Source organism: Streptomyces sp. NPDC002076 (assembly GCF_053593835.1).
Genome location: NZ_JBSFDI010000005.1, coordinates 389349 through 414958, shown reverse-complemented (window position 1 = coordinate 414958; position 25610 = coordinate 389349). Strand labels below are relative to the sequence as shown.

Below are 25610 nucleotides of genomic sequence, written 5' to 3'. Positions count from 1 at the left end.
CAGCGCTCCCCGGCGGGACGTCGGCCGCGTCGCCTCGGCGCCCGCCGACGCCCTGCCCGTGCCGCACCGGGCCCCGGACCGCCGGGGGTCGCCGTACGGGACGCGCGGTCGTGCGTGCCCGCCGCCCTTCACGATTTCCCGTTCCCCTCTCCGTCCCAGCGCAGTGAGCCGCTACCGGCCGACCGCCCCGTCGATTCATGGCGTGTACTTCCCGGATTACGGGGCATGCGACCCATGAGCGCTCGTGGGCATCCCCCCGCCCCGGACGCGACGTCTCCGCCGGCGGCCCACCCCCCCCGGGCCCGCCGGCGGAGCCATGTCCGGCGGCGGGAGCGCGTCGCTTCGGGTAACGTGCGGATGCGTATGCCCAGGTCAACATGGAGGCGAGGAGAGGGGAACGTGGCCGGCCGACCGGACGAGGGCCCGGCGTTCCAGCAGCCGTACGGCGGGGACAGCGCCTGGGCGCAGGAGTTGCTGGACCAGCTGCGGCCCGCCGGACGCGATCTTCGCCGGCTCGTCGACTGGCTCGCCCGGACCGTGAGCGCGGCGGTGTGCCTCCAGGACGGCCACGGTGGCCTGCTCGCCGGTGAGCGGCTGCAGCTCGACTCCGCCGTCGTCGCCGATGTCCTTGCGGGCCGGGTCTCCGCCGCGTCCCTCGACGACGGGGTACGGCACGTACGCCTGGTCGGGATACGGCATCCGGGGTCCGGCCCGGCGGCGGGCGCCGTCCTCGCCGTGGCCCGCCCGGAGCCCTTCGACCGGCGCGGCACCGAGATCCTCGGCCACACCGTCGGCGTACTGGAACTCCTGCTCGGGCAACGGGAGTCGGCCGAGTCCGAGCGGCGGCTGCGGCGGGCCACGGCCGATCTGCGGCTGGCCATCCTGCAACTGCTCATGGTGGAGGACACCGTCTCCGCCCGCCGGGTCGCCGCCGGGCTCTGGCCGGGACTGCTGGAACAGGACTCCGCCCGCGTCTACGTCCTCGAGGGCACCGCCGTGGAACGCGACCGGCTCGCCGACGCGTGCGTGGACGCCACCGACGGCCGGGCGCTCGTCGTGCGCTGCCCCGCCGTGGACGAGCACGTCATCGTCGTGGGCCCGTCCGCCGAGGTGGGGGAGCGGCTGCGCGTCCTGATCGCCGACCGGTCCGGCACCTTCCTCGGCGGCAGCCCCCGGCAGCGGCTCGCCCTGACCGCCACCGCCTACGGACAGGCCGTCACCGCCCTCGCCGTGGCCCGCTTCCGGCCCGACCGGTACGCCGTCTACGCCGCCCGCACCCGCCCCGCACAGCTGATGGACCCCGCGGCGCTGCGGGCCTGGGCCGCCGCTGTGCTGCGCCCGCTCGACACGCTGCCGCACCATGTGCGTGCCGAACTGCTCGCCACCACCCGGCTCGGTCTTGAGTTCACCGCCGTGAGCGCGGCCAAGGTGCTCGGCGTCAGCCGCAACACGGTCCGCGCCCGGATGGACCGGGTCGCCGCGCTGCTCGGCGCCGACCTGTCCCGGCTGCCCGTCCGCGCCGTCGCCCACGCCGCCCTCAACACCGAGGCCGCACACGGCCCGTACGACCTGTCCGGCGGTGCGGCCGGACCGCCGGTCCGGACCCGGCTCACCGAGCTGCTCGGGACCAGCGCGCTGCGCTCCTGGGCGGAGGGGCTGCTCGGCCGCCTCGACTAGGACGGCCGGGATCTGCGTGGCACCCTGTGCGCCTGGACCGGCGCCGACGCGCACGCCGAACGCGCCGCCCAGGCCCTCGGCGTACACGCCCAGACCGTGCGCGAACACGTCCGGGCCGCCGAAGCCGTCCTGGAGCGGCGGCTGACGGCCGGCGGCACCGACCTGTACGAGGTCGTCCTCGCCCACCTCGTCACCGGCGAACTGCCCGTGCCCGACCTCGGCGTGACCGCCGGCCCCGGCGCGGCGAACCCGGACCAACCGGACGCGGCTGTGCAGTGGTGAGTCCCGTGCGGACCCTGCCGGGCACGCGTGCACTACCCCGCGTCCGGCAGTGCACGTACCTTCGGCAGTCCGCGGGGCACGACCGGAACGGGGGACCGGTCGCGGCCCCGCGTGCCTCGTCCGGTCCGCGTGACGGGGAGGTTGTACACGTGGGCCGGCGAGATGATCTTCGTGATCGCCTCGCCCAGCGCGGTACTGGGTTCCCGTGAGCGGTAGTCGGTGTCCGTGTTGAGCAGCACGACGAGCGTCGTCCTCGTCTCGGGCAGGTAGACGGTCAGCGTCTGGTAACCCGGCAGGGAGCCGTTGTGGCCGATCCAGCCCTGGACGTCGAAGATGCCCAGACCGTATCCGGCACCCTTGATCATGCCGGTTCCCGGGGTGATCAGCCGCTGCTTCTGGACGGCGGCGCTCACCATCCGCCCACCGTCCGGGAACCGGCCCGTGGCGACCGTGCGCGCCCAGGTGTGCAGATCCCGCAGATCGGAGATCATCGCGCCGGCCGCCCAGCCCCAGGACGGATTCCAGTCGGTCGCGTCCGCTTCCTTGCCGTTCGGCGTCTGCACGGTGTACCCCTGCGGATGCGGGGCGGGGAACTCGTTGCCGGTGGGGAAGAGCGTGTGCTTCATGCCGGCCGGATCGAGGACGTGCTGCTTGATGTAGTCGCCGAGGTGCTGCCCGCTCTCCTTCTCCACCACCAGCCCCAGCAGGATGAGGTTGGTGTTGCTGTAGGAGAACTTCTCCCCCGGCTGGAACATCACCGGATGCTTGAAGGAGTAGGCGAGCAACTGCTCGGGGGTGAAGGGCCGTTGCGGGTCCGAGGTGAGCGCCTTGTCGAAGCCCGGGTCCTTGGAGTAGTTGAACAGTCCGCTGCGCATGTCGGCGAGCTGACGCAGCGTGATCCTGTTCTCATTGGGTACGCCGCCGATGTACTTGCCGATCGGGTCGTCCAGGCCCACCTTCTTCTGGTCCACCAGCTGCAGCAGCGCGGTCACCGTGAACGTCTTGGTCTCGCTGCCGATGCGCATGTACAGGTCCGGAGTCATCTTCCGGCCGTTGCTCTTGTCGGCGACCCCGAAGGAGCGGACGTAACTCGGCCGTCCCGGCGTCCAGATGCCGACGGTCACGCCGGGAACGCTCGCCTCGTGCATCACCTTGCGCACGGCGGCGTCCAGTTGGCGTACCACGCCCGGGGTGAGGTCACGTACGGGCGCTCCCGAGGAACTCGGGCCGGGCGTGTCGGCGCCGAGGGCGGCCGGCACGGCGGCCGGGGACGCCCAGGCGGGCCCGGCGGATACCGGTGCCATCAGAGTCCCCACCGCGACGGCGACCGCGGCCTTCCTCAGCAGGCGTGCGGACGTATGCGACATGGACTGACTCCAAGCACATGAGAGGCGAGCGTGCGATGAGCGGGACGCCGGAGCCCTGACGCCCAGCATAGGAGGGCACCCCCAGCCGCGCCCGTCGGGCGAGCGGGCGGCCACCCCGCCCGTCGCCTGTCGGCGGGATGCTTGTCCGACGGGCGGAAGGCCTCGTTCGGGCGATGGCCTCACCCGACCCGGTGAGCCTGCCGGGTGGGCCGTACCGGTGACGGGCCACGGGCGTTGCCCCGGCATGAACCGCTTGGACCCGGCGCACCGTTTGGATTGGATGGACCGGATCGACCGGATGCGCAGGGCGGGCCGGCCGGCGCAGACGGACCGGGCCCGGGAGCCGATCTACGCCGGTCTCGTCGCCGAGTGGCGGGCGCAGGGCCGCACCGTGCCCGCGGAACCGGACGCGCTGGCGGCCGCCCTCCCTCGGGCCGGCTCGGGTGCCCGGCCCGCGCCCGAGCGCGCCTGAACCGTCACCGGCCGCACAGCGGCGCGAGGACGGCCAGGGTGCCGTTGGCCTGCCGCAGCGCCCCCTCCAGGGCACCCGGGAAATGGAGCGCGCCGGAGCCGTCCGGCGGCACGAGCCACTCCAGGAAACGCGCGGGCCGGTACGGCGGCGGCACGGCGACCCAGGCCCCCTTGGTCGCGTACCGCAGACCGGCTCCCACCCAGCCCCCGGAGGGGTCCGGCGGCAGGAAGAACCCGACCCGGCCCGCCGCCGTGTCGACCAGTGTCGGCCCCGGCGCGGGCAGCCCCGGCCGCCACAGCAGGTCGAGGGTGAGCAGGCCCAGCCGCTCGGGGACGCTCAGCACGTCCCAGAAGCGTCCGGCTTCCAGAAGCGCGATGCCCTCGCCGTGATCCCACTCCCATTTGCACGAGCGCGGGTCCACCGACGCCGCGGCCAGCCACTCCACGCCTCGCATCCACATCGTGTTCGTCATGCATCGCTCCGGGTGTCCTCGTCCGCCTGCCCTCGGCATATGCATGCTCGTAGATATTTCTACGTGACGGAAGGGGTGGCGAACCCTGGCGTTTGAGCCGGGACGTTCGAAGTCCGGCTGCGGGTTCGTCAGCCGGGAGAGGGGGTGCGTCACCCGGGCGGGGGTCTCACCGCGGAATCTGCACTCGATTCGAGCGTGCTGGCGATCGATTCGGTCGTCAACTGTTGAGACTGTGGCTGTTTCAGTCGTAGAGTCACGGTATCCGTCACCGTCTCCAGCGAGGTACTCCATGGACCGCACGCGTCTGCACACCCTCCTGGCCCGCGAGTGCGCCGAGGCCGAGCGCCTGGGCCCCCGCTCCCGCGCGGCCTATGCGGGGGCCGACCACCTCTTCGGCCGGGTGCCGATGACCTGGATGAACAAGACGGCCGGTGCCTTTCCCCGCTATCTGGCCGGTGCGCGCGGGGCCCGGGTCACCGATGTGGACGGGCACGAGTACATCGACTTCTGCCTCGGCGACACCGGTGCGATGGCCGGCCACTCGCCCGCACCGGTCACGGAGGCCGTGCAGCGCCGGTTCGCCGAGCTGGGCGGGGCCACGGCGATGCTGCCGACGCAGGACGCGGAGTGGGTCGGCGCCGAGCTGACCCGCCGGTTCGGCCTGGCGCGCTGGAGCTTCTCGCTCACCGCGACCGACGCCAACCGCTGGGCGATCCGGCTCGCCCGGGCCGTCACCGGGCGCCCGAAGATCCTCGTGAACAGCTACTGCTACCACGGCAGCGTCGACGAGTCGCTGATCGTCGTCGGCCCGGACGGAACGGGCACCGCCCGCCCCGGCAACGTCGGTGCGCCGTGCGATGTGACCCTGACCAGCCGGGTGGCCGAGTTCAACGACCTCGCCGGCCTGGAGCGCGAACTGGCCCACGGTGACGTCGCCGCCGTCCTGATGGAGCCCGCCCTCACCAACATCGGCATCGTCCTGCCGGAGCCCGCCTATCTCGCCGGCGTCCGCGAGCTGACCAGGCGGTACGGCAGCCTGCTCATCAACGACGAGACCCACACCTTCTCCGCAGGACCCGGCGGTTGCACGGCTGCCTGGGACCTGGAGCCCGACCTGCTGACCATCGGCAAGGCCATCGGCGGCGGCATCCCGGCCGGTGCCTACGGGCTGTCCGCCGAACTCGCCGAGCGGCTGCTGGCCCGCACCGACCTGGACCTGGTCGACATGGGCGGCGTCGGCGGCACCCTCGCCGGCAACGCGCTGTCGGTCGCCGCGATGCGGGCCACCCTCGAACACGTCCTCACCGACGAGGCGTTCGCCCGGATGGGCAAGCTCTCCGAGCGCTTCGAGGCGGGCGTCCGGGCGGGCATCGAGGCGCACCGGCTGCCGTGGTCCGTGAGCCGGCTCGGCGCCCGCACCGAGTACCGTTTCACCAGCCCGGCGCCGCGCACCGGCACCGAGTCCGCGGCCGTCTCCGACCCCGAGCTGGAGGACTTCCTGCACCTCTACCTCGCCAACCGGGGCATCCTGCTGACCCCGTTCCACAACATGGCGCTCATGTGCCCGGACACCACCGAGCAGGACGTCGACACCCACACCGAGGTCTTCGCCGCCGCCCTCGCCGAGCTGGTCGGCTGACACACCGGGGCGACGGCATCAGACACGAAAGGACACGCGTGGACGAGATCGACCGGGCCATCCTGCGCGAGCTGCAGACCGACGGCCGTATCGCCTACGCCGACCTCGGCCCGAAGGTCGGCCTGTCCGCCTCGGCGGCGCGGCAGCGGCTGCAGCGCCTGCTGGACTCCAAGGCCGTCCAGGTGGTCGGGGTCACCGACCCGATGGCCATGGGCGGCCAGGCCATGGCCCTGCTCGGCATCGGCGTCGACGGCGACCCCCGCGCCGTCGCCGACGCCCTCGCCGAACGCCCGGAGGTCGTCTACTCGGTGCTGACCTCGGGCGGATTCGATCTGTTCGCCGAGGTGGTCGCGCCCGGCCCGAAGGCCCTGCTGGACTTCGTCAACGACGTGGTACGGCTCCTGGAAGGCGTCCGGGAGATCCAGTCCTTCCCGTACTTCGGCATCCACACCCACCGCTTCCTGTGGGACGTGGGCTGATGGGACGCGGGTCGACCGGCACGGCGGTCAGCCGGGCGGTGGTACGGGCGCCAGCACCAGCATGGTGACGTCGTCCCGGACCTCGTAACCGTGTCGCAGGAGTTCCGTCCACAGCGCCCCCGGCAGCTCGGCGGACGCCGTGCCGCTCAGGGCGGTCAGCCGCGCGGGCAGCGGATAGAAGCCGCCGTCGGCGTCCCGCGCCTCCCACACTCCGTCGGAGGCCAGGAAGAGCCGGTCGCCCGGCCCGAGCGCCATGGTGCACTCCTTCGGCGGGTCGGCGCCGACCAGCCCGATCCCCAGCGGCGGCCCCGGCACGACCGTCACCTCCAGTGCCTCCTCCCCGTGCAGCAGCACGGGCACCGGATGACCGCAGGTCACCACCCGCACCGCACCCCCGTCGGGGGAGAACTCCAGCAGCACCCCGGTGGCGAACAGCTCCGCGTGCCGCACGCCCGCCGAGTCCACCGCCAGCCTGCGGTCCATCCGCGCGGCGACCGACTCCAGGCCCGGCTCGTCCAGCACCGCCTCCCGGAACGCGCCCAGCAGCGACACCACCGTCGCGACCGCCGCCAGCCCGTGCCCCTGCACATCCCCCATCACCGCGCGCACACCGTACGGCCCGTCCCGTACGTCGAAGAAGTCCCCGCCCACCAGCGTCCCGTCCTGCGCGGCCCGGTAGAAGCCCGCGCAGCCCACGTTCCCGACCCGCTCCGGCAGCAGCGGCATCACGGCCCGCTGCACGGCCTCGCCGATCGCCCGCTCCGTGTCCAGCTGGGCGTCCCGCCGACTGCGCACATAGGACACGAACACACTCAGCGCGGCCACGAACACGATGCTGAGCAGATCGGTGTTGCCGGGGCGGTTCAGATGCGTGGCCGGCACGTTCAGCACCGCGACCACCCCGAGACCGAGGACCGCGGTGGCCAGCGGGCCGTACGACAGGACCGCCAGCGGCGGAATCGCCCCGAGCAGGAAACCGGCGTCCCGCGCCGCCGGAGTGATCAGCGTGGCCGCCGTGACGGCCGCGAGCAGCAGCACGGGCAGCACCCGTACCCACCACGGCGGCGGCGCGCCCCGCAACCAGCCGCGATCCTCCCGGTCCCGATGCGACGACCCGCCGCGCACCGACTTCACATCCCCAAGCTACGCCGCCCTCCGCACCCGGGCCTCCCGCTGACCCCTCGCCCCCCGTGCGGTCGGCGATAAGGGATGGACGCCCCGTGCGCGGCCCGCATAGCCTGTGCGGGCACGCCCGAGACGGACGGAAGGAGGCGAGCGTCATGGCCACTGTCATTCTGCGCTCCCACCTCCCCGTCACCCGGGTGTGCCACGCCTGACCGGGAGCGCGTTCCCGCCGCCGCACCGTGGCAAGCATCCCGGAGGAATCCATGACCACCCTGGTCATCCGCGCGCTCGACGAGAGCACCGCGCACCTTTTCGACACCATGCCCGACCCGCTGGCGTTCCGCGACAAGCACCGCAGCACCCGCTACCGCCCCGACTGGCAGCGCATCGCCGTGCGCGACGGCCGCACCGTGGCCCGGGCCGCCTGGTGGGGCCGCCCCGAGGATCCCGAGCCGCTCCTGATCAACTGGTTCGACGTGGCCGAGGGCGAGGAGGAGGCCGGAGCCGAACTCCTGCGGACGGCGCCCTGGCAGACCGACGAACTCGAACTCGACCTGCCCTCCGGCTGGCGTGACGACCCGGGACTGCGGGCAGCCGTCGACATCCGGGCCGCCGCCGCACGCGCGGCCGGCTATACACCACTGGTGGAGCGCTTCCTGTACCGCTGGACCCCGGACCGGGGCCTGCCCGAGCGGCCCGGCCGCCTCGTCTTCGCCGCCGAACCGGACGACGCCGTGTTCCACGACCTGCTGCGCCGCATCCACTCGGTCACCCTGGACGCCCACGCCCGCCGGGCCGTCGCACAGGGCGGGCCGGACCTGGCCGCACGGCAGGAACTGGACCTCTTCCACTGGTTTCCGTCCCCGCGTGCCTGGTGGCAGATCGCCCGCACCCCCGAGGGCGAGCCCGCCGGCATCCACATCCCCGCGCGCAATCCGTCCGGACCCTGCGTCGGCTTCATCGGCGTCGTGCCGGAACAACGGGGCCACGGCTACGCCTACGACCTGCTCACCGAATGCACCCACTTCCTGGCAGCCCAGGGCGCCGACTTCATCGCCGCCGCCACCGACCGGACCAACTTCCCCATGGCCGCACACTTCACCAGGGCCGGCTATCCCGTCGTACGGGAGCGCATGAACTTCTGGGCCGACGGCGTCGTCGGCGCCGGGTGACAAGCGGGCCGTCAGCGGTGATCTGCTGCAGGTTCCGGGCTCGGGGTGAGCCGGAGCGGTTCGGCTCAAACCCCGAGCACCGGCATCGGCGGCCGGCGGCGCGCGTCCGCCGGCCCCGGTCACCGGTCAGTCGGTCGGGCCCGGGTCGCTGCCGTCCGTCAGGTGGGCCTGCGCTGTCGCCAGGATCTCGGTGACGCGGAGGCCGAAGGCGGCGTCGCACGCATGGGGGCGGCCCGTGCGGGCGGCCGTGAGCAGGGCGTCGGTGGCGCGGGAGAGCGCCGGGACCGCTCCTTCGGAACTCCCCGGCATCAGCGTCACGCCCGCCTCGCCCCGCAGTTCCACATCGGCCCCGGCCGCCGCCGGCGGCGCGGTCAGGCTCAGCGTGAGCGTGCTCGACGCGCCGGTGGCATGGTCGAGGACCAGATGCACGGTGTCCGCCGGACCGTGCGCCGCCGCCACGACCTGCCGTACGTCGCCGAGGACCGGCAGCAGCACCGACAGGGCGTGCGGGCCGACGTCCCACAGCGCGCCCTTCTCCCGCCGCCACGGCGAGGCCGCGAACGGGCTGTCGGAGGTGAAGACGGCCCCCAGCCACTGCGCGCGGGCCGTGAACCAGCCCGCCACGGCCGCCTGTTCCTCGATCCAGGCGTCCGGCTCCTTCTGGAAGCGCGCGGTGAAGAACACCACCGAGGCCACCCCGGCCCGCTCCACCGCGGCCACGACGGCCCGCCCCTCGGCCACCGACACCGCGAGCGGCTTGTCCAGCAGCAGATGACGGCCCGCCCGCGCCGCGCGCACCGCCAACTCGGCCTGCACGGACGGCGGCAGGGCCACGGCGACGGCGTCCACGCCGGCCAGCAGCGCGTCCACGTCGTCGTACGCGGGGACGTCGTACTGCTCGGCCAGCGACGTGGCGGCCTCCGGACGGCGGCCCCACACCCCGGCGAACTCCACGCCGGGGTGACCGGCGAGGGCGGGGGCGTACGCCGCCTGGGCCCACGGGCCCGTCCCCAGCAGTCCGATACGCATGTGTCGTTCCCTTCTCCGAGCCGATCCCCGCACCCTCAAGAGCCTGCGCTCCGGTTGACCTCCGCACACCTGCCGCCCGGATCCCCCTCCGCGGCAAGCCACTTGGCGATCGTGGCGGCGATGGGCTGACCTGTGTCCATCTCGACGAAACCGAACTGACCCGACTGGTTGCACTCCAGGAACCACCAGATCCCGTCGGCGTCCTCGGCGAAGTCGAATGCGCCGTAAGCCAGTTCCGCGCCCCTCATGTACCGCCGTACGCCCTCGGCGACCCGCGGGGGCACGTCCGCAGGCAGCCAGGGAGAGACCGACTGGGCGAAACGGACGTCCACGTCGTCCGGGTGGGCGTCCGGGTCGGCGGGTTTGCGCGCGGCCAGCAGCGTGTCGCCGACGACGGTGAGCCGGATGTCGGCCCGTTTGGGGATCCGGCGCTGCAGCAGCGTCGGACCGAAGGCCACCGCCGAGAAGTCGGTGTCCGGTGCGACGCGGCTGGTCGGCACCGCACGCGGCGGCTCCTGTGGATGCGCGCCGGACACCGGTTTGACCACCAGATCCGGGAAGCGCTCCGCGAACTCCCGGGCGGCCTGCGGGAACGTGGTGATCAGCGTGGCCGGCACCGCGAGGCCGCTGCCCTGGGCGAGATGCAGCTGCCAGGGCTTGTGGCGGGCGCGGCGGGCCGCGTCCGGATGGTTCATCCAGCGCGCGTCGGTCGTGCGCAGCATGCCGTACAGCGCCTGCGACGACTCCTCCGTCAGCCAGGCGGACGGCTGGGCGGCGCGGGCGGCGGCGTCGCCGGGCCTGCGCACCCAGACGGAGCGCAGGCCGCCCATGCTCACCAGTCGCCCGCCGACGGACAGATGTCCACGGCAGGCGCCCCGCACGTACTCGCCCGACAGCGCCACCCCGTTGGTCAGATCGGCGGGGTCGAGCCGGACGACGGGCACACCGGCCTCGCCCAGCCGGAGGACCACCATGTCCGCCGTCACGTCCTCTTCACTGGTCAGGATGAGCACGGTCATCTTCCAAGGCCCGCGTTCAGTCGTCGAAGTGCGTCTTGGAACCGGCCGTCGAGGTCGTGGTCCCCAGTGCTCTCAGGGTCGCGTGGTCGGTGGCGGCGATCCGCCCGTCCGGGAGGACGTTCAACTGCAGTCCGGAGTCATACGCATACGGAGTGGTGACGTCCAACTGCACAGCGGGGCGCGCGTAGTTGAGCGTGAACGGTTGCATGGTCTCTCCCTGTTTCGGCTTTCACGTCCTTATACGAATCGAACGGGTGATTGGTTTCCTCACGCTGAGTAACCATGGGTCGGAGGGGGTGCCGACGGGCACCGCAGAACGGCATGCCTGCATGGCCGATGACGCCGGTGGAGCCCAGGACGTTGCGCTTCCGCAGGGAAAGGCAGCGCTCACTCCGCGAGCGACAGTGCGTGCTGTGCCACCGTCAAAGCCCGTTCCGCATATCCGCGTCCGAACAGCACGGCGTGGACGAGCAGCGGGAACAGCTGATGTACGCCCACTCGGTCGCGCCGACCGGGCGCGAGCGGTGCCGCTTCCTCGTACCCCGCGAGCACCCGGTCCAGATGGGGGCAGCCGAAGAGCTGGAGCATCGCGAGGTCCGTCTCCCGGTGTCCGCCGTGCGCGGCCGGGTCGATGAGCCGGACCTCGCCGTCGGCGCCCCACAGCACGTTCCCGTTCCACAGGTCGCCGTGCAGGCGCGCGGGCGGCTCGGCCGGCCCGGCCAGATCCGGCAGGCGCGTGCAGACCCGCTCGAACACGGCCGCCTCGCCCGGGCGGAGCGTGCCGCGGTCGACCGCGCCGCGCACATACGGCAGTACACGGTGCTCGGCGTACCAGCCGGGCCAGTCGTCGCCCGGCGCGTTGCGCATGGGGGCGAGGCCGATGAACGCGTCCTCGGGGCCGCCGGGCGGCGGAGCTCCGAAATCCGCAGCGCCCGCGGCGTGCAGGGCGGCCAGGGCCTGGCCGAAACGATGCGCCGCCTCGGGGTCGGGCCGCCCGGTCGGCACCCGCTCCGTCACCATCCAGCGTCGGTCGTGACCGAGCACGGCCGGCACCCGGACGGCGTGCGCCTCGGCCAGCCAGCGCAGCCCCGCCACCTCCGCGCGCACGGCCCCGGGCGCCTCACCGCGCTTGACCATCACCGTCGTGCCGCCGTCCAGCGTCACCTGGGCCGGCGACCCGGAGACCGCCCGTGCGCCGGTGACCGGCCGTCCGGTGAGCCGGGACGCCACCTGTCCCGGATCCTCAGGATCCTCGTCTCGGTTGCCCACAGTCCCAGCGTAGGGCCCGCAAGAGAGGCTTGCCGCAGGTGACTTCGACCATTGCTACGACTGTTTTCGGCCAAACCCGGGCGGTAACTACCCGTGCTGATTCCGTACCGCTAGCGTGAGGGCGCCGCGTCGCCACACCAGGGGCACTGGGCCCCGCCGGGACTAGCGCGCGGCGGAGGCTTTCCCCTTGACCACAGCATCCGTGCTGATGGCCGACGTCTTCGAAGTCCAGCCGTACACCTCTCACTGCGAGGTCATCCTGGGCGAGGGCGCACACGCCGTGATCGGCGTGTCGCCGGGCAACAGCTATTTCTCCGCCCGCCGCCTGCGCGACCTCGCCCGCTGGGGACTGGACCACTTCGACAGGGTCGACTTCGTCTACACCGACCTGTACGTGGCCGAGATGTACGAGGCGTCCGGCTATCCACCGGACGAGGCCCGGCGCAAGGCGGTGAAGAACCTGCGCGGGGTGCGCGCCAAGGTCCGTGACGCGGTGTCGGCGGCCGATCCGGAGGGTCTGCGGATGGACTGGCACCCGATGTCCGAGTTCCGTACCAACCCCGCCTACCGGGACATCCATCGGCAGCTCCAGGCGCGCCTGGCCTCCGACGGGGCCTTCCGGGCCGTCTGCGATGCCCTGGTGAATCGCGTTTCCTCAGTGCGCGTGGCGAGACGCCGACCGAGCGGCAGCGGGCCGTGTGTCTGGAGTACGTGTGCGCCGAGGCGCCGCTGTTCCTGGACACGCCCGCGATCCTCAAGGTGCCCTCCTCGCTCAACTGCTACCACCAACTGCTGCCGATGGCCGAGCTGTTGTACTCCCGTGGCGCCGGTCTGCGCGCCTCCCGCAACCAGGGCCACGCCATCGTCACCCCCGCCGCCGCCCTCGAAGGAACCGCCGCATGACCACCGCCCCCGGCGCCCGCGCCGACCAGCCGCCCCTGCTCGACTTCCCGTTCTCCTGGGACGGCACCCAGGTGCCCGCCGAGGTGGAGCACCTGCGCGCCACCACCCCCGTACGGCGCGTGCGGACCATCGCCGGCGACGAGGCCTGGCTGGTGTCGTCGTACGACCTGTGCGCCCAGGTCCTGAAGGACGACCGGTTCTCCCTCAAGGACACCTCCGCCCCCGGGGTACCCCGGCAGTACGCGCTCACGATCCCGCCCGAGGTCGTGAACAACATGGGCAACATCACCGGCGCCGGGCTGCGCCGGGCCGTGCTGAAGGCACTCAACCCGAAGTCACCGGGCCTGATGGAGTGGCTGCGCGGGGAGGCGCACCGGCTGGTGGACCGGCTGCTGGCCGACGGCCCGACGGCCGACCTGCGCGGGGGGTTCTGCGAGCCGTACTCGGCGGGCATGCACTGCCGCGTCCTCGGCATCCCGCAGAGCGAGGCGCCGGCTTTTCTGCGCAGCCTCGACATCGCCTTCATGAACTCGCCGTGCCCGATCACCGGCGCGGAGATCAACTGGGACCGGGACATCGCCCGGATGACGGCCCTGCTCGACGACCCGGCGACCAACGGTCTGATGGGCGAACTCGCGGCTCTGCGCGACGACCCCGACTACGCCCACCTCACCGACGAGATGCTGGCCACCGTGGGCGTCACCATGTTCGGCGCAGGCGTCATCTCCACCTCCGGCTTCCTCGCGATGGCCCTGGTCCACCTGCTCACCCACCCCATCGCCCGCGACCTCCTCAGGGACCGCCCGGACCTGATCGGCCCCGGCGTGGAGGAGTTGCTGCGGATCAACCTCTCCATCGGGGACGCCCTGCCCCGCCTCGCCCTGGAGGACGTCCGGCTGGGCGACGTCTGCATACGCGAGGGCGAACTCGTCCTGGTGCTGGTGGAGGGCGCCAACCTCGATCCGGAGAAGTTCCCCGACCCGCACCGCTTCGACGTCCACCGCGACAACATCGCCGACCACCTCTCCTTCGGCGGCGGCGCCCACTACTGTCCCGCTACCGTACTCGGCCGCGCCCACGCCCGGATCGCCCTGGAGGTCCTCCTCGACCGCCTGCCGGAGCTCGCGCTCGCCGTACCACCCGCCCAACTGGTCTGGCGCACGGGCTTCATGAAGCGCATCCCCGAGCGACTACCGGTGACCTGGTAACCCACGCCCCCGGCCGTCCGTACGACGCCCCCGACCCGGCGGCCGGGCGGGGGCGCCGGGGGTCCACCGGAGAGCGGATGGCGGTCTGTGGGGGTTGGCCCTGGGACTGGTTTCCGGCGGCCTCGACCGGCCGGAGGGCGGGCGGCGGTCTGCGAGGCCGGCCCCGGACCTGGTATCCGGCGGGCTGGGCTGGAGGGCGGGCGGTGGTTGTTGGGGGCGGGCTCCGGGTGTGACGCCTGGCGGTTGGGTGGAGTGTGGGCGTCGGCCGTGTGGGGCTGGGGCCCGGGTGTCACGGGGCGGGTCCGGTTGGGGAGGGTGGGCGGTGGTCTCCGGGAATTGCGCCTGGGGCCACCCCAGCGATCACCGCCCGACCTCGGGCCGGCCCCGCAGGCGACAGCCCAAGGCGCAACCTCGGACCGGCCAGGGCGCGGTCGACGACTTGATGGGGTTCCGCCCTGGGGCATCGCGGACAGGCTCGACCGGAGGGTGAGCGGGTGCGCGCTTCTTGGGCGTTCCCGGGGGGCGGCCCGGGGCTTGGTCAGTGGGCGGCCTGTGGGGTGCCCCGGGTCAGGCCCACCGGGTTGGTCGGCGGCAGCAGGCCCGAGGTCTCGACGACATGGGCCAGCGGATCCAGCAGGTCGGCCAGGCGTGTGGTGCGGTCGGTGCCGAGGGCGGTCCAGGGGCCTTCGGCCGCCGCGTCCGTCAGCGCCTCCACCTCCGCCCGCACGGCCGCGCCGGCCGGAGTGAGCGACCCGTCGGCTTCGAGCAGGCCCTGCTCCCGCAGGCGTGCCCCGGCCGCATCCCAGTCCGCCTGCGCCCACTTGCGCGTCTCCCGCAGAAAGGCCCCGTCGGATTCGCCGGCGGCCGCCTTGAGCACCATGGCCTCGACCGGCCCGAGTCCCTGGCTCACCAGCACCGCGACATGCCCGTCACCCCGGTGCTCCCGCAGGGTGGTCAGGCCCTGCCACAGCCGCGCGGTGGGGCGCTCCGGGCGGTCCAGGGCCTGGTTGGCCGCGGCCAGCACCCGCCCCGTGGTGTCCGCCGCCGCGGCGGCCTCCCAGGCGAGGTCGGCAGCCTCGGTGAACTCGGCGGAGCCGACGGTGTCCGCTCCGAACAGACCGGTCATCGCCGCGTGCAGGGCGTCCTGACGGGCGGCCAGCACATCGGCGGGAGTCGCGTACGTCCAGGCGTCCGGCAGGGCCCGGGCCACCCGGGCGGGATGGAAGACGTAGAAACAACTCGTCACGACGGACGGCGGGACCGCACCCAGCGGCGCGGCCCGCAGCGCGAAGTACCCCATCCAGAATCCGCGCATCCCGAGCGCCTCCGCCGCGCGGTGCGCCTCCGGTGCGAAGTACACGAGATCGTGCACCGGTTCGTACCGCTCCCACAGGGCCCGCGCCATCGCGTCCGCCACCGCTTCCTCCCACCGCGTCGACCTGTTGTGCTGTCGGCACCAGACTGTGTTATGACGCCGGTCATAACAAGAGGGGCGGGGCCTCCCGCGTTCGGTCCGGCCGGATCTCACCCCGGGCAGAGGCCGGACACGGCCAGTGGGGCACCTTGGCGGCGCCGTCCGGCACCCGGAAGGTGGTGATCGTGCCCTGCGCGATGATCCTCCCGATCCGGCCGGAGCTGTCGGCGTACCAGATCAGGCCGTCGGGTCCGCGCGCGATGCCGCTCGGCCCGCTGCCCGGGTGTTCGGTGACCCGGCCCGATGCGGTGATCCGGCCGACCTTCCCGGCGGCCGGCTCGTGCCCACGCGGCCGGCTTCGGGGACGTCCGTACGGGTGATCCGGCGACCGATCTCTCGGCCGTGTGGCTGATGTTGCCCTCGGGGGCGGCTCCCCGGTTCTTCCGGTCGTACGGCACGGTCGACGGAACGACCTTCGGTGCCCGGGGTCCGGGGCGTGCTGCGGGCGCCGGTGAGTGCCGCGCGACACGCCGGGTGATTCGCCCGGACGGAGGGGCGCGGGCGCGGGAGCACTGGGACAGACGGGTGGCGCGGTGACCCGGCTGGGTCGCCCGGATGGTGGGAGGTTGCGCGTTCGCTGACGGTGGTTCATGTCGAGGCCGGGTCCATCCAGCTGATGAGGGATCCGCTGCCCGGTCACGACGGAAGGACATCGATATGCGTTCTGCCCGCATGCTTCTGGCCACGGCGGCAACTACCGCCGCACTGACCTTCGGCGCGCCCAGTGCCGCCTTCGCCGTTCCCGCGGGTGACGACGGAGGCCGCGACGACTCCTCCTACAGCCAGGACCACGGCCGCGGTTCCGACGACGACCAAGGCCGCGGATCAGAGGACGACCACGGCCGCGGTTCCGACGACGACCACGGCCGCGACAATGATCACGGCGACAACGACGACAAGGGACGCGGACACGACGAGCCGCGCGGCGGGATCCACACAGGTGGCGGAGCGCTGGCCGCTGTGCGGGGTGACGACCACGGCGACGACCACGGCGACGATGACGACCATGGTCGGGGCGAGGACCACGGCCGCGGCGACGACCATGGGAGCGATGACGACCATGGGCGCGGCGACGACCACGGCCGCGGTTCCGACGACGACCACGGCCGGGGCGGCCACGACGACGGCCGCGGACACCACGAGCCGCACGGCGGTGTCCACACCGGTGGCGGTGCGCTCGCCGCGGTGCACGGCGACGACTGGGGTTCGGGTCGCGACGGCGGCGGGGACGGCGGCGGCTACGGCGGCGGGGACGGCGGCGGTCGTGACGGCGGTGGCGGTGACGGCGGCTGGGGCGGCGGTGGTGACGGCGGCGGCTACGGCGGTCGTGACGGCGGCGGGCCGCGCGGTGGCATGCACACCGGCGGCGGCGCGCTCGCCACTCCCGGCGTCACCGCGGGCGGCCTGGCCGTACTGGCCGCCGGCGCAGGCGGTATGTACCTGCTGCGCCGCAAGAAGGGCGGCCAGCAGGCGTCCTGACGGAACGACTCCACGCAAAGGCTGCGGCCGCCGCCGGCGAGCCCACCGCGTCGGCGGCCCGCACCCGCAGGGCTTCCCCCAAGTCTGTGCGCACACCGTCCCCCGGTGCAGGCCCCCCTGTACGTCCCTCCTCCGCGCCGGGAAACGCTTTGGCGCCCTTGTCCAGATCCCCGTGCTGCCGTGCCCGAGTGAGGTGGTGTCCGATGGCAGCAGATCCCTCCTCCCCGACCCCCGCGGGACCGCAGGCGGGCGGGCGGAGTTCCGGCCATGGCGGGCGGCGGCTGACGCTGATGGGCGTGGCGATCGTCTTCCTCGCCGTCAGCGTGTTCGGCGGTCACCACACCTCCGACGGCTCACCGCAGGCGTCCCATGGCGCGGGCGCGAGCGCCGCCGCCCCGGCCGACCCGCAACAGACCGACCCGCAACAGACCGACCCGCAACAGACCGACCCGCAACAGACCGACCCGCAACAGACCGACCCGCAACAGGCCGACCCGCAGCAGGGCGACCCGCCGCACGCCGGCCCGGAGCTGCCCAGGTCCGCACCGACCCGTCTGCTCATCCCGAAGATCTCTGTCAACGCCCCCTTCACCACCCTGACCCTCGGCGCCTCGGGGCAGCTCAATCCGCCACCGGCAGCCGACACCAACCTCGTCGGCTGGTACGCCAAGGGCGCCTCGCCCGGTGAGAGGGGCACCGCGATCATCGCCGGGCACGTCGACACGAAGACCTCCGCGGCCGTCTTCGCCCGCCTGGACCAGCTGAGGCGCGGCGACCACTTCACCGTGGAGCGCGCCGACGGACGCGACGCCGAATTCGTCGTGGACGACCAGGAGACGTTCGCCAAGGACGACTTCCCCAGCAAGCGGGTCTACGCCGACGCCCGGCGTCCCGAGGTGCGGCTGATCACCTGCGCGGGGGCGTACGACCACAAGGCCAAGGACTACACCGACAACCTCGTGGTCTTCGCCCACCTGGTGTGAGCCGGCCCGTACGGGTCAGGAGACGCCGTCCGCGAAGGGTCCGCCCGGCCCGAACGCCAGCGCCGCGAACCGCTCGCCCATCCGGCGATGCGCGGCGGCGTCCGGGTGCAGGCCGTCGGGCAGCGGCAGTTCGCCGAAGTCGGCCTCGCCGTACAGCTCACGGCCGTCGAGGTAGTGCAGCCGCGGGTCCTCGGCCGAGCGCTCGCGCACGATCCGGGCCAGCTCCTCCCGGATGACTTCCAGGGTGAGTTTTCCGCCCGCCTTCTCCGCCGGGTCCCCGGCGGCCCGGAACCGCAGCCGGCCCTCGCTCAGCGCGGAGAAGTCCGGGAGGCTGGGGCCCGGCGTGTCCTCATGAATGGGGCACAGGATCGGTGAGACGACGAGCAGCGGTGTGTCGGGGTGCCCGTCGCGGACGGTGTCGAGGAAACCGTGGACGGCGGGCCCGAACGCGCGCAGCCGCATCAGATCGGTGTTGACCACGTTGATGCCGACTTTGACGCTGATCAGGTCGGCCGGGGTGTCGCGCAGTGCCCGAGCGGTGAACGGGTCGAGCAGGGCGCTGCCGCCCAGCCCCAGATTGATCAGCTCCGCCCCGCCGAGGGACGCGGCGAGCGCCGGCCAGGTGGTCGTCGGGCTCGCGGCTTCCGAGCCGTGGCTGATGGAACTGCCGTGGTGCAGCCACACCTTGCGGCCCTGGTGCGGTACGGCTTCCACGGGCGCGTCGGTGCGCAGGGCGACGAGTTCGGTCCTCTCGTTGTGCGGCAGCCAGATCTCCACGACCTTGAGGGTTTCCGGCAGCCCGGAGAAGCGGACGGTGCCGACCGGGCCCCGCCGGTGCTCGGCCGTACCAGTGGTCATGTCGATGGTGAGCGTGTGGCCGCCGGCGACTCGGCCGCTGCCGGCCGGACGTCCGTCGACGAGCAGGTCGTACACGCCGTCCGGGCGCGGCGGTGCGCCGACGTAGACCCGCTTGGTCGGCAGGGTGTCCAGCTCGACGGTGGTCGCGCGGGTGCGGAATACCAGCCGTACACCGGAGGGCTGGGACTCCGTCATGGCCAGCTGGGGGTCGGCGCACTGGGCCCGGGCGCGGGCCGGCAGCCGGTGCGGCAGCAGTCCCTGGGCGGTGTGTTCCAGTTCGAGGGCGCCGCGCACGAGGTCGGGGGTGAGCGGGGTGGTGTGCATGGTGTCGGCCTGCGTTTCCAGGGGTCAGGGGGTGGGCCAGTTGCGCAGCAGGGAATCGAGGGCGTCCAGGATCCGGGTCCAGGACTCCTGGGAGTCGGGAGCGCTGTGGCTGAATCCGCCGGCCGTCTCCAGGCTGACGTAGCCGTGGAAGACACTGCCGAGCAGGCGGACCGCGTGGGTCTGGTCCGGCTCGGCGAGGTCGTAGCCGCGCAGGATCGCCCGGGTCAGCTGCGCGTGCCGGGGGCCGGCGCTCGCGGCAGCCGTCTCGGGGTCCAGCGGGTGCCGGGCCGCCGCGTAGCGGCCGGGGTGCCGGCGGGCGTAGTCGCGGTAGACATCGGCGAAGGCGGCGAGGGCGTCCTTGCCGGACCGGCCGGCGAGCGCGTCGGCGGCGCGGTCGGCCAGCTCCTCCAGGGCGAGCAGCGTGATCCGCGTCTTCAGGTCCTGGGAGTTCTTCAGGTGCGAGTACAGACTCGCGACCTTGACGTCGAACCGCCGGGCCAGCGCCGACACGGTCACCTGGTCGAAGCCGACCTCGTCGGCGAGTTCCGCGCCCGCACGGACCAGGCGCTCGGTGGTCAAGCCTGCGCGCACCATAATCTTCCCTCCTCTGCCATAAGCGATTATGGAGTTTCCTAAAAGCTTTAGGCAAATGGAGGGGCAATTAAGGGATCGGTCGCCCGTCGACTCGCGGATCACCAGGGAGAAGGGGCCGACGAACTCCTCCGGGTCCATCGGCGGACCCGCACTGCCCAGCCGCGCGACGAGCAGGGCGACGGCCCGCTCCGCCATCAGGTCGTGATCCGGATCCACCGTGGACAGCGACGGGACGAGGAACGCGCTCTCGTCGACGTTGTCGAACCCGATCACCTTGACCTGCTGCGGCACGCGTACCCCCGCGTCCGCGAGACCGCGCAGCACGCCCATCGCCACGGTGTCCGTCACACAGAACACGCCGTCGAAGTCCAGCCCGCCCGCCACCATCGCCCGCGCCTGGCGGGCCCCCGCCTCCATGGTGAGCGCGGGCACGCTCCGCACCAGCTCCGGGTCCTCGGGCAGACCGGCGGCGGCCAGCGCCTGCCGGTAGCCGGTGTGCCGCAGGCTCGACACGTCGACCTCGTCGCGCAGTTCCCCGCATACGACGGCCACGCGCCGGCAGCCCCGCTCGATCAGATGTCCGGTTGCGGCCGCCGACGCCTCGACGTTGGGCATGGCTACATGGTCCACGGGCCCGCGGAAGATCCGCTCGCCGAGGATCACCACCGGGTGGTCCACCCTGAGCGCCTCGATGTCGGCCGGGCCCATGCCGACGGTGCTGAGGATCAGTCCGTCGTAGAGCCGGTTGCGGGACTGGGACAGCGCCGCCAGCTCGTTCTCCCGGCGGGCCCCGGTCTGCTCGATGCTCACGTGCAGCCCGTGCCGGCCCGCCACGCCGATGACGGCCTCGGCCAGCCGGCCGTAGTACGGGCGGTTCACCTCGGGGACCGCGAGGCCGATGGTGCCGGTGCGGCCCTTGCGGAGGTTGCGGGCCGCCACGTTGACCCGGTAGTCGAGCCGGGCCATCGCAGCGAGGACGCGCTCGCGGGTGGCGGGGCGGACGTGGGGGTGGTCGTTGATGACGTTGGAGACGGTCATCGCCGACACGCCCGCCGCCTTCGCCACGTCCTGGATCGTCGCCACGTTCACTCCTGCCCGGTGTCCTCCGAAGGGGGACGTACGCCGTCCACCGCGAGACGATAGAGCGCGGCGCCATGGGCGGGCACCTCGACCGCCAGGTGCCGGCCGTCGTGCGGCACCCGGGGGGTCCACAGCTCCCGGACGCGATCGGCCGGGCGGGCACCGATCGAGCCGAGCGGCACCTCGTACCGGCGGGGCCGGGCGGCCAGGGAGAAGACGGCGGCGTACCGGGTAGGGCCGTCGGTGTCGCGGGCGGCCCACAGCACCAGGTCGCCCTCGCGCAGCACCTCGCGGTTGCCGGTGCTGTGCATGAGGACGGCCAACGCCTCGTCGTTGGTGAGGAGTTCGATGGTCTGCGGCGGGCTCGTCGGCAGGTCGCCGCCCATCATCAGCGGGGAACGGGAGATCAGCCACAGGGTGAGCAGACTGATCTGTTCGGGCCGGGTGCGCCTGGACAGCCGGTCCGTGCCGCGTTCGGCGCGGATGCCGATGCGGCCGAGCGGCAGCATGTCGGCGTCCGCCCAGCCGCCCTCGCCCTGCCAGGGCGCCCACCGCGCCATCCGTGCGGGGCGTACCGCGCCGGGCGGTCGCCGCCCGACTGCCCGTGGCCGGTACTCGACGTCCCACCAGGTGCCCCACTCGTCCAGCACGAGCCCGACGGTGCGCCGGGGGTCGTAGCAGTTCATGACGGTGGAGTGACCGGTGAGAATGCGGTCGACGCGCCGGGCCGAGACCATCGTGCGGTAGTAGTCCTGGGTGTCGAAGACCGTGGCGCTGCCCTTGGCCTCCCAGGACCCGGCCAGCGTGTAGTAGTGGACGGACAGGGCCTGGTAGTAGGTGCGCGGAGTGGCCTCGCAGCCGAAGCAGTTGATCTGCCGCATCAGCGTCTCGGTCCACTGGTAGTCCTCGTCGGAGGCTCCCGAGGCGATCCGGTACAGCTTGTTGGTGCCGTGGTCGCGACAGTACGTCGCGTACTGGCGGGCGAGGTCCGCGAAGTACTCGGCGCGCATGTTGCCGCCACAGCCCCAGGTCTCGTTGCCGATGCCCCAGAATCGCACCCGCCACGGCTCCTCGCGCCCGTTCTCCTTGCGCAGCCGCACCATCGGGCTGTCGCCGTCCCGAGTGAGGTACTCGACCCACTCGCTCATCTCCCGGACGGTGCCGCTGCCCACGTTGCCGCTGATGTACGGCTCCGCGCCGAGCAGTTCGCACAGCGCCATGAACTCATGGGTGCCGAAGTGGTTGTTCTCCTCCACGTCGCCCCAGTGGGTGTTGACCATCCGGGGGCGCTCCTCACACGGGCCGATGCCGTCCTTCCAGTGGTACTCGTCCGCGAAACAGCCGCCCGGCCACCGCAGGTTGGGGATGCGCAGGGCGCGCAGCGCCTCGACGACGTCCAGGCGGACACCGCCCGCGTTCGGGATCGGGGAGTCCTCGCCGACCCAGAACCCGCCGTAGACACAGCGCCCCAGATGCTCGGCGAAGTGCCCGTACAGGTGACGGCTGATCTTCGGACCCTCGATGTCGAGGTTGATGATCGCGGTGGCGTTGGGCACGGACGTACTCCCATCCGAGAGCGTTCGCTTGTTTGTATCGATAAAAATTTCCATCGGGACCAGGGAGCGTCAAGGGGGCGGTGAGGGGGCTGATGAGGGGGCGTCGACACGGGCCGAAATTGACTCGCAGACGACTGGAACCGGGACCTACTCTCCCCGGCATGGCAAAGGCACCCGTTCTCACACCCCGGGCGGACGACTTCCCGCGCTGGTACCAGGACCTGATCACCAAGGCGGAGCTGGCCGACAACGGCCCGGTGCGCGGCACCATGGTCATCCGACCGTACGGGTACGGCCTGTGGGAGCGGATGCAGCAGGAGATGGACGCCCGGATCAAGGCGACCGGCACCCAGAACGCGTACTTCCCGCTGCTCATCCCCCAGTCGTATCTGACGAGGGAGGCCGAGCACGTCGAGGGCTTCGCGCCCGAGCTCGCGGTCGTCACCCATGCGGGTGGCAAGGAGCTGGAGGAGCCGGTCGTGGTCCGTCCCACCTCCGAGACGATCGTCAACGAGTACTTCGCCAAGTGGGTGCAGAGCTACCGCGATCTGCCGCTGCTGATCAACCAGTGGGCGAACGTGGTGCGTTGGGAGCTGCGCCCGCGGCTGTTCCTGCGCACGACCGAGTTCCTGTGGCAGGAGGGCCACACCGCGCACGCCACGTACGAGGAGGCCCGCACCTTCGCGGCACGCGTCCAGAGCGAGGTCTACGGCGCGTTCCTGCGCGGCGTCCTCGCCATGGACTTCGTCTCCGGACGCAAGACTGCCCGCGAGCGGTTCGCCGGCGCGATCAACACCCTCACGCTGGAGAGCATGATGGGCGACGGCAAGGCCCTCCAGATGGTCACCAGCCATGAGCTGGGCCAGAACTTCGCCAAGGCCTTCCGCACGCAGTTCGTGACCCGGGACGGCCGGCAGGAGTACGTCTGGCAGACCTCCTGGGGCTCCACCACCCGCATGATCGGCGCGCTGGTGATGACGCACGGCGACGACGAAGGGCTGCGTGTCCCGCCCCGCCTGGCCCCGGTTCAGGCGGTGGTCCTCGCGGTCAAGGGCGACGAGGAGGTGCTGGCCTGCGTCCGCGCGATCGGCGAGCGGCTGAGGGAGGCGGGCGTACGCGTCCACGTCGACGACCGCACGGACGTGCCGTTCGGCCGGCGCGCCGTCGACTGGGAGCTGAAGGGCGTGCCGGTACGGATCGAGGTCGGGCCCCGCGACCTGGAGCACGGCACCGCCATGCTGGTCCGCCGGATCCCGGGCACAAAGGAGCCGGTCGCGGCCGAGGCCCTGTCCGCGCTCCTGCCCAAGGCGCTGGTGGACGACCAGGCCCTGCTGCTGGAGCAGTCCCGCCGGCGCCGCGAGGACCGCACGGTCGAGGTGACCACCGTCGAGGAGGCCGCGGAGGCCGCCGCCACCGGCTGGGCCCGCATCCCCTGGGCCACGCTGGGCCCCGAGGGCGAGGCCGGACTCGCCGAGCGGGGCGTGTCCGTGCGGTGCCTGGTCGCGGCGGACGGTTCGGTTCCGGAGAGGGAGGACCAACCGGGGAACGTGGCGGTGGTGGCGCGGGCGTACTGACCGGCGCGGGCGGATCTGCCGTCAGGTGAGCAGGGCGGCCGCCAAGCCGCGCCCGACTGCTGCGAGGCCGAAACAACAGGTTGTCGCAGTCGAGGAGGTGCGCCTCTCGCGCCCGGTCGGCAGGCGGGCGGCCGGCGTGCGGGCATACCCACTTTTTTGTGCGTACTTGGCGGCCCGTGCCCGGCCGGGAGAGGCTGTTTCGGGAGGCCGGAGGGCAGGGCGTCAGTGCGAGAGGAGGTGGCGGCGGTGCCGTGTCAGGACGCCGTTCCGCGTTCGCCGAGTCGTTCCAGCCGGCGGTGTCCCCAGTCGGACACGGGGCCGAGGGCGTCGGACAGGTCGCGGCCGAAGCCGGTCAGCGTGTACACGGTCTTCGGCGGCAGGACGTCGTACACCTCCCGATGCACCAGGCCGTCCTCCTCCATCTCGCGCAGCGCCTGAGTCAGCACCTTCTCGCTCAACCCGGGTAGCCGGCGCCGTAGTTCGGCGGGCCGGTGCGGGCCGGACTCCAGCAGCCACAGCAGGGACGTCTTCCACTTGCCGTCGATCACGGCGATCGCGGCGGTCACGCCACAGACGTTCGGGTCCTGAGCGCGGCTGCGTGTCATCGGTGTCCTCTTCTGTTCCCCGTCAGGCCGTACGGCCACATTCCTTTGCACGTACAGGAGTTGAAACATGTCCACGTCCACGAATCTTCCTTCCGTCACCGTGCTCGGTCTCGGCCCGATGGGCCGCTCGCTCGCCGGCAGCTTCCTGAGAGCGGGGCTGCGGACCACGGTCTGGAACCGCACACCGGGCAAGGACCGGGAGGTGATCGCGCAGGGGGCGGCCGGCGCCGGATCGGCCGAGGAGGCCGTGGCGGCCGGGGACCTGACCGTGGTCTGCGTGGTGAACTACGACGCGGTCGACGCCCTTCTGCGGCCCGAACCCGTCACCCGGGCGCTCAAGGGCCGTACGGTCGTGAACCTGACCGCCGACACCCCGGGCCGGGCCCGCGAGACGGCGCGCTGGGCGGCCGCGCACGGCATCCGCTACCTGGACGGCGCGATCATGACCCCCGCGCCCAGCATCGGCACACCCGAGGCGGTCTTCCTGCACAGCGGACCGCGGGCCCTGTACGAGGAGCAGCGGCCCGTGCTGGAGGCACTGGGCGGCACGCACACCTACCTCGGCGAGGAGATCGGACGCGCCGCCACCTTCGACATCGCGCTGCTCGACCTCTTCTGGACGGCGATGGCCGGCTATGCCCACGCCGTGGCGATCGCCCGGGCCGAGGGCGTCACCGCCGGGGAGCTCGCACCCTTCGCGCAGGGCGTCGGCGCGATCCTGCCGCCGCTCTTCGCCGAGTTCGCGCGGGACGCCGACGACGGCTCCTACTCCGGGGCGATCAACCCCCTCACCTCGGCCGCCTCGACCATGGCCCATGTCGTCGCCGTCTCGGAGACCCACGGTATCGACGCGGGTGTGATGCGCGCGGTGGAAGGCATGACCCGCCGCACCATCGGTCTCGGCCACGGCACGGACGGTTTCATTCGGGTCGCGGAGGTACTGGGCCGGCAGTGAGGCGGTCTGGGCGGG

Annotated in this window: 22 protein-coding genes and 3 pseudogenes; 11 read left to right on the top strand and 14 right to left on the bottom strand. The window is 72.7% G+C overall.

The genetic code is table 11. The features are described 5' to 3' along the window. Positions 1 to 399 precede the first annotated feature (399 nt). A pseudogene (locus ACWCQS_RS14020) lies at positions 400 to 1959 on the top strand (helix-turn-helix domain-containing protein). 32 nt (positions 1960 to 1991) lie between these two features. Here the strand turns inward: ACWCQS_RS14020 and ACWCQS_RS14015 are convergent. Continuing rightward, positions 1992 to 3326, bottom strand: coding sequence for a serine hydrolase domain-containing protein (locus tag ACWCQS_RS14015; protein ID WP_451004659.1), 1335 nt, complete (start codon positions 3324 to 3326; stop codon positions 1992 to 1994). 280 nt (positions 3327 to 3606) lie between these two features. On the opposite strand from ACWCQS_RS14015, the gene ACWCQS_RS14010 reads away from it, so the two are divergent. Then, positions 3607 to 3798 (top strand): hypothetical protein, encoded by a 192-nt coding sequence (locus ACWCQS_RS14010; protein ID WP_451004658.1) that lies wholly within the window; start codon positions 3607 to 3609, stop codon positions 3796 to 3798. A gap of 4 nt (positions 3799 to 3802) precedes the next feature. Here the strand turns inward: ACWCQS_RS14010 and ACWCQS_RS14005 are convergent, their stop codons facing one another. After that, positions 3803 to 4270 (bottom strand): hypothetical protein, encoded by a 468-nt coding sequence (locus ACWCQS_RS14005; RefSeq protein WP_451004657.1) that lies wholly within the window; start codon positions 4268 to 4270, stop codon positions 3803 to 3805. A 289-nt stretch (positions 4271 to 4559) separates the two neighbouring features. Between ACWCQS_RS14005 and ACWCQS_RS14000 the strand changes: the two genes are divergently transcribed. Both ACWCQS_RS14000 and ACWCQS_RS13995 read left to right on the top strand, forming a co-directional pair. After that, positions 4560 to 5909: a transaminase gene (locus tag ACWCQS_RS14000; protein ID WP_451004656.1), complete on the top strand. Its 1350-nt coding sequence runs from the start codon at positions 4560 to 4562 to the stop codon at positions 5907 to 5909. A 38-nt stretch (positions 5910 to 5947) separates the two neighbouring features. Continuing rightward, the gene (locus ACWCQS_RS13995) at positions 5948 to 6388 is read left to right on the top strand and encodes an Lrp/AsnC family transcriptional regulator (RefSeq protein ID WP_388629410.1); all 441 of its coding nucleotides are present in this window, start codon (positions 5948 to 5950) and stop codon (positions 6386 to 6388) included. A 27-nt stretch (positions 6389 to 6415) separates the two neighbouring features. On the opposite strand, the gene ACWCQS_RS13990 is transcribed toward ACWCQS_RS13995, so the two are convergent. Next, positions 6416 to 7522: a PP2C family protein-serine/threonine phosphatase gene (locus ACWCQS_RS13990; RefSeq protein ID WP_451004655.1), complete on the bottom strand. Its 1107-nt coding sequence runs from the start codon at positions 7520 to 7522 to the stop codon at positions 6416 to 6418. Between the two features lie 254 nt (positions 7523 to 7776). Here ACWCQS_RS13990 and ACWCQS_RS13985 point away from each other — a divergent pair, with 254 nt between their 5' ends. Then, a complete protein-coding gene (locus tag ACWCQS_RS13985; RefSeq protein WP_451004654.1) occupies positions 7777 to 8685 on the top strand; it encodes a GNAT family N-acetyltransferase in 909 nt (302 codons plus the stop codon). Between the two features lie 126 nt (positions 8686 to 8811). Here the strand turns inward: ACWCQS_RS13985 and ACWCQS_RS13980 are convergent, their stop codons facing one another. From ACWCQS_RS13980 to ACWCQS_RS13965, 4 genes are all read right to left on the bottom strand, one after another. Further along, positions 8812 to 9714, bottom strand: coding sequence for a Gfo/Idh/MocA family protein (locus ACWCQS_RS13980; protein ID WP_451004653.1), 903 nt, complete (start codon positions 9712 to 9714; stop codon positions 8812 to 8814). A gap of 35 nt (positions 9715 to 9749) precedes the next feature. After that, the gene (gene tgmB, locus ACWCQS_RS13975) at positions 9750 to 10733 is read right to left on the bottom strand and encodes an ATP-grasp ribosomal peptide maturase (RefSeq protein ID WP_451004652.1); all 984 of its coding nucleotides are present in this window, start codon (positions 10731 to 10733) and stop codon (positions 9750 to 9752) included. Between the two features lie 16 nt (positions 10734 to 10749). After that, complete coding sequence (gene tgmA, locus ACWCQS_RS13970) at positions 10750 to 10941, bottom strand: putative ATP-grasp-modified RiPP (protein WP_020938095.1); 192 nt, start codon at positions 10939 to 10941, stop codon at positions 10750 to 10752. 179 nt (positions 10942 to 11120) lie between these two features. Further along, entirely contained in the window at positions 11121 to 12002 is an 882-nt protein-coding gene (locus ACWCQS_RS13965; RefSeq protein WP_451004651.1) for a fructosamine kinase family protein, read from the bottom strand. Positions 12003 to 12210: 208 nt separating this feature from the next. Between ACWCQS_RS13965 and ACWCQS_RS13960 the strand changes: the two are divergent. Beyond that, positions 12211 to 12905 (top strand): annotated as a pseudogene (locus ACWCQS_RS13960) (tRNA-dependent cyclodipeptide synthase). Then, positions 12902 to 14113, top strand: a complete 1212-nt coding sequence (locus tag ACWCQS_RS13955; RefSeq protein WP_451004650.1) for a cytochrome P450 — start codon at positions 12902 to 12904, stop codon at positions 14111 to 14113. Before ACWCQS_RS13960 ends, ACWCQS_RS13955 begins: the two are co-directional and overlap by 4 nt. Before the next feature lie 538 nt (positions 14114 to 14651). On the opposite strand, the gene ACWCQS_RS13950 is transcribed toward ACWCQS_RS13955, so the two are convergent. Beyond that, positions 14652 to 15530 (bottom strand): SCO6745 family protein, encoded by an 879-nt coding sequence (locus ACWCQS_RS13950; RefSeq protein WP_451004649.1) that lies wholly within the window; start codon positions 15528 to 15530, stop codon positions 14652 to 14654. An 882-nt stretch (positions 15531 to 16412) separates the two neighbouring features. Next, positions 16413 to 16778, bottom strand: a complete 366-nt coding sequence (locus ACWCQS_RS13945; RefSeq protein WP_451004648.1) for a hypothetical protein — start codon at positions 16776 to 16778, stop codon at positions 16413 to 16415. Between ACWCQS_RS13945 and ACWCQS_RS13940 the strand changes: the two genes are divergently transcribed. Beyond that, positions 16773 to 17066, top strand: a complete 294-nt coding sequence (locus tag ACWCQS_RS13940; protein ID WP_451004647.1) for a hypothetical protein — start codon at positions 16773 to 16775, stop codon at positions 17064 to 17066. The two genes, ACWCQS_RS13945 and ACWCQS_RS13940, sit on opposite strands and share 6 nt — an antisense overlap. A gap of 203 nt (positions 17067 to 17269) precedes the next feature. Next, positions 17270 to 18049, top strand: coding sequence for a class F sortase (locus ACWCQS_RS13935; protein WP_451004646.1), 780 nt, complete (start codon positions 17270 to 17272; stop codon positions 18047 to 18049). 15 nt (positions 18050 to 18064) lie between these two features. Here ACWCQS_RS13935 and ACWCQS_RS13930 read toward each other — a convergent pair whose 3' ends face one another. The 4 genes and pseudogenes from ACWCQS_RS13930 to ACWCQS_RS13915 form a co-directional block, all read right to left on the bottom strand. Further along, positions 18065 to 19231, bottom strand: coding sequence for a GDSL-type esterase/lipase family protein (locus tag ACWCQS_RS13930; protein WP_451004645.1), 1167 nt, complete (start codon positions 19229 to 19231; stop codon positions 18065 to 18067). Between the two features lie 24 nt (positions 19232 to 19255). Continuing rightward, positions 19256 to 19825 (bottom strand): TetR/AcrR family transcriptional regulator, encoded by a 570-nt coding sequence (locus ACWCQS_RS13925; protein ID WP_451004733.1) that lies wholly within the window; start codon positions 19823 to 19825, stop codon positions 19256 to 19258. A 96-nt stretch (positions 19826 to 19921) separates the two neighbouring features. Next, positions 19922 to 20890: pseudogene (locus tag ACWCQS_RS13920) on the bottom strand (LacI family DNA-binding transcriptional regulator); the annotation flags it as partial. 20 nt (positions 20891 to 20910) lie between these two features. After that, a complete protein-coding gene (locus ACWCQS_RS13915; RefSeq protein ID WP_451004644.1) occupies positions 20911 to 22461 on the bottom strand; it encodes a hypothetical protein in 1551 nt (516 codons plus the stop codon). Positions 22462 to 22622: 161 nt separating this feature from the next. Here ACWCQS_RS13915 and proS point away from each other — a divergent pair, with 161 nt between their 5' ends. Next, positions 22623 to 24035, top strand: a complete 1413-nt coding sequence (gene proS / locus ACWCQS_RS13910) for a proline--tRNA ligase (protein WP_451004643.1) — start codon at positions 22623 to 22625, stop codon at positions 24033 to 24035. A gap of 254 nt (positions 24036 to 24289) precedes the next feature. Here the strand turns inward: proS and ACWCQS_RS13905 are convergent, their stop codons facing one another. Then, positions 24290 to 24640 (bottom strand): winged helix-turn-helix transcriptional regulator, encoded by a 351-nt coding sequence (locus tag ACWCQS_RS13905; protein ID WP_451004642.1) that lies wholly within the window; start codon positions 24638 to 24640, stop codon positions 24290 to 24292. Positions 24641 to 24707: 67 nt separating this feature from the next. Between ACWCQS_RS13905 and ACWCQS_RS13900 the strand changes: the two genes are divergently transcribed. Then, positions 24708 to 25595 (top strand): NAD(P)-dependent oxidoreductase, encoded by an 888-nt coding sequence (locus tag ACWCQS_RS13900; RefSeq protein ID WP_451004641.1) that lies wholly within the window; start codon positions 24708 to 24710, stop codon positions 25593 to 25595. The last annotated feature ends 15 nt before the right edge of the window (positions 25596 to 25610 follow it).

Coding starts and splice junctions, on each gene's coding strand:
- ACWCQS_RS14015 (WP_451004659.1), bottom strand. CDS start 3,326: ATGTCGCATACGTCCGCACGCCTGCTGAGGAAGGCCGCGGTCGCCGTC.
- ACWCQS_RS14010 (WP_451004658.1), top strand. CDS start 3,607: ATGGACCGGATCGACCGGATGCGCAGGGCGGGCCGGCCGGCGCAGACG.
- ACWCQS_RS14005 (WP_451004657.1), bottom strand. CDS start 4,270: ATGACGAACACGATGTGGATGCGAGGCGTGGAGTGGCTGGCCGCGGCG.
- ACWCQS_RS14000 (WP_451004656.1), top strand. CDS start 4,560: ATGGACCGCACGCGTCTGCACACCCTCCTGGCCCGCGAGTGCGCCGAG.
- ACWCQS_RS13985 (WP_451004654.1), top strand. CDS start 7,777: ATGACCACCCTGGTCATCCGCGCGCTCGACGAGAGCACCGCGCACCTT.
- ACWCQS_RS13980 (WP_451004653.1), bottom strand. CDS start 9,714: ATGCGTATCGGACTGCTGGGGACGGGCCCGTGGGCCCAGGCGGCGTAC.
- tgmB (WP_451004652.1), bottom strand. CDS start 10,733: ATGACCGTGCTCATCCTGACCAGTGAAGAGGACGTGACGGCGGACATG.
- tgmA (WP_020938095.1), bottom strand. CDS start 10,941: ATGCAACCGTTCACGCTCAACTACGCGCGCCCCGCTGTGCAGTTGGAC.
- ACWCQS_RS13955 (WP_451004650.1), top strand. CDS start 12,902: ATGACCACCGCCCCCGGCGCCCGCGCCGACCAGCCGCCCCTGCTCGAC.
- ACWCQS_RS13935 (WP_451004646.1), top strand. CDS start 17,270: ATGGCAGCAGATCCCTCCTCCCCGACCCCCGCGGGACCGCAGGCGGGC.
- ACWCQS_RS13930 (WP_451004645.1), bottom strand. CDS start 19,231: ATGCACACCACCCCGCTCACCCCCGACCTCGTGCGCGGCGCCCTCGAA.
- ACWCQS_RS13925 (WP_451004733.1), bottom strand. CDS start 19,825: ATGGTGCGCGCAGGCTTGACCACCGAGCGCCTGGTCCGTGCGGGCGCG.
- proS (WP_451004643.1), top strand. CDS start 22,623: ATGGCAAAGGCACCCGTTCTCACACCCCGGGCGGACGACTTCCCGCGC.
- ACWCQS_RS13905 (WP_451004642.1), bottom strand. CDS start 24,640: ATGACACGCAGCCGCGCTCAGGACCCGAACGTCTGTGGCGTGACCGCC.
- ACWCQS_RS13900 (WP_451004641.1), top strand. CDS start 24,708: ATGTCCACGTCCACGAATCTTCCTTCCGTCACCGTGCTCGGTCTCGGC.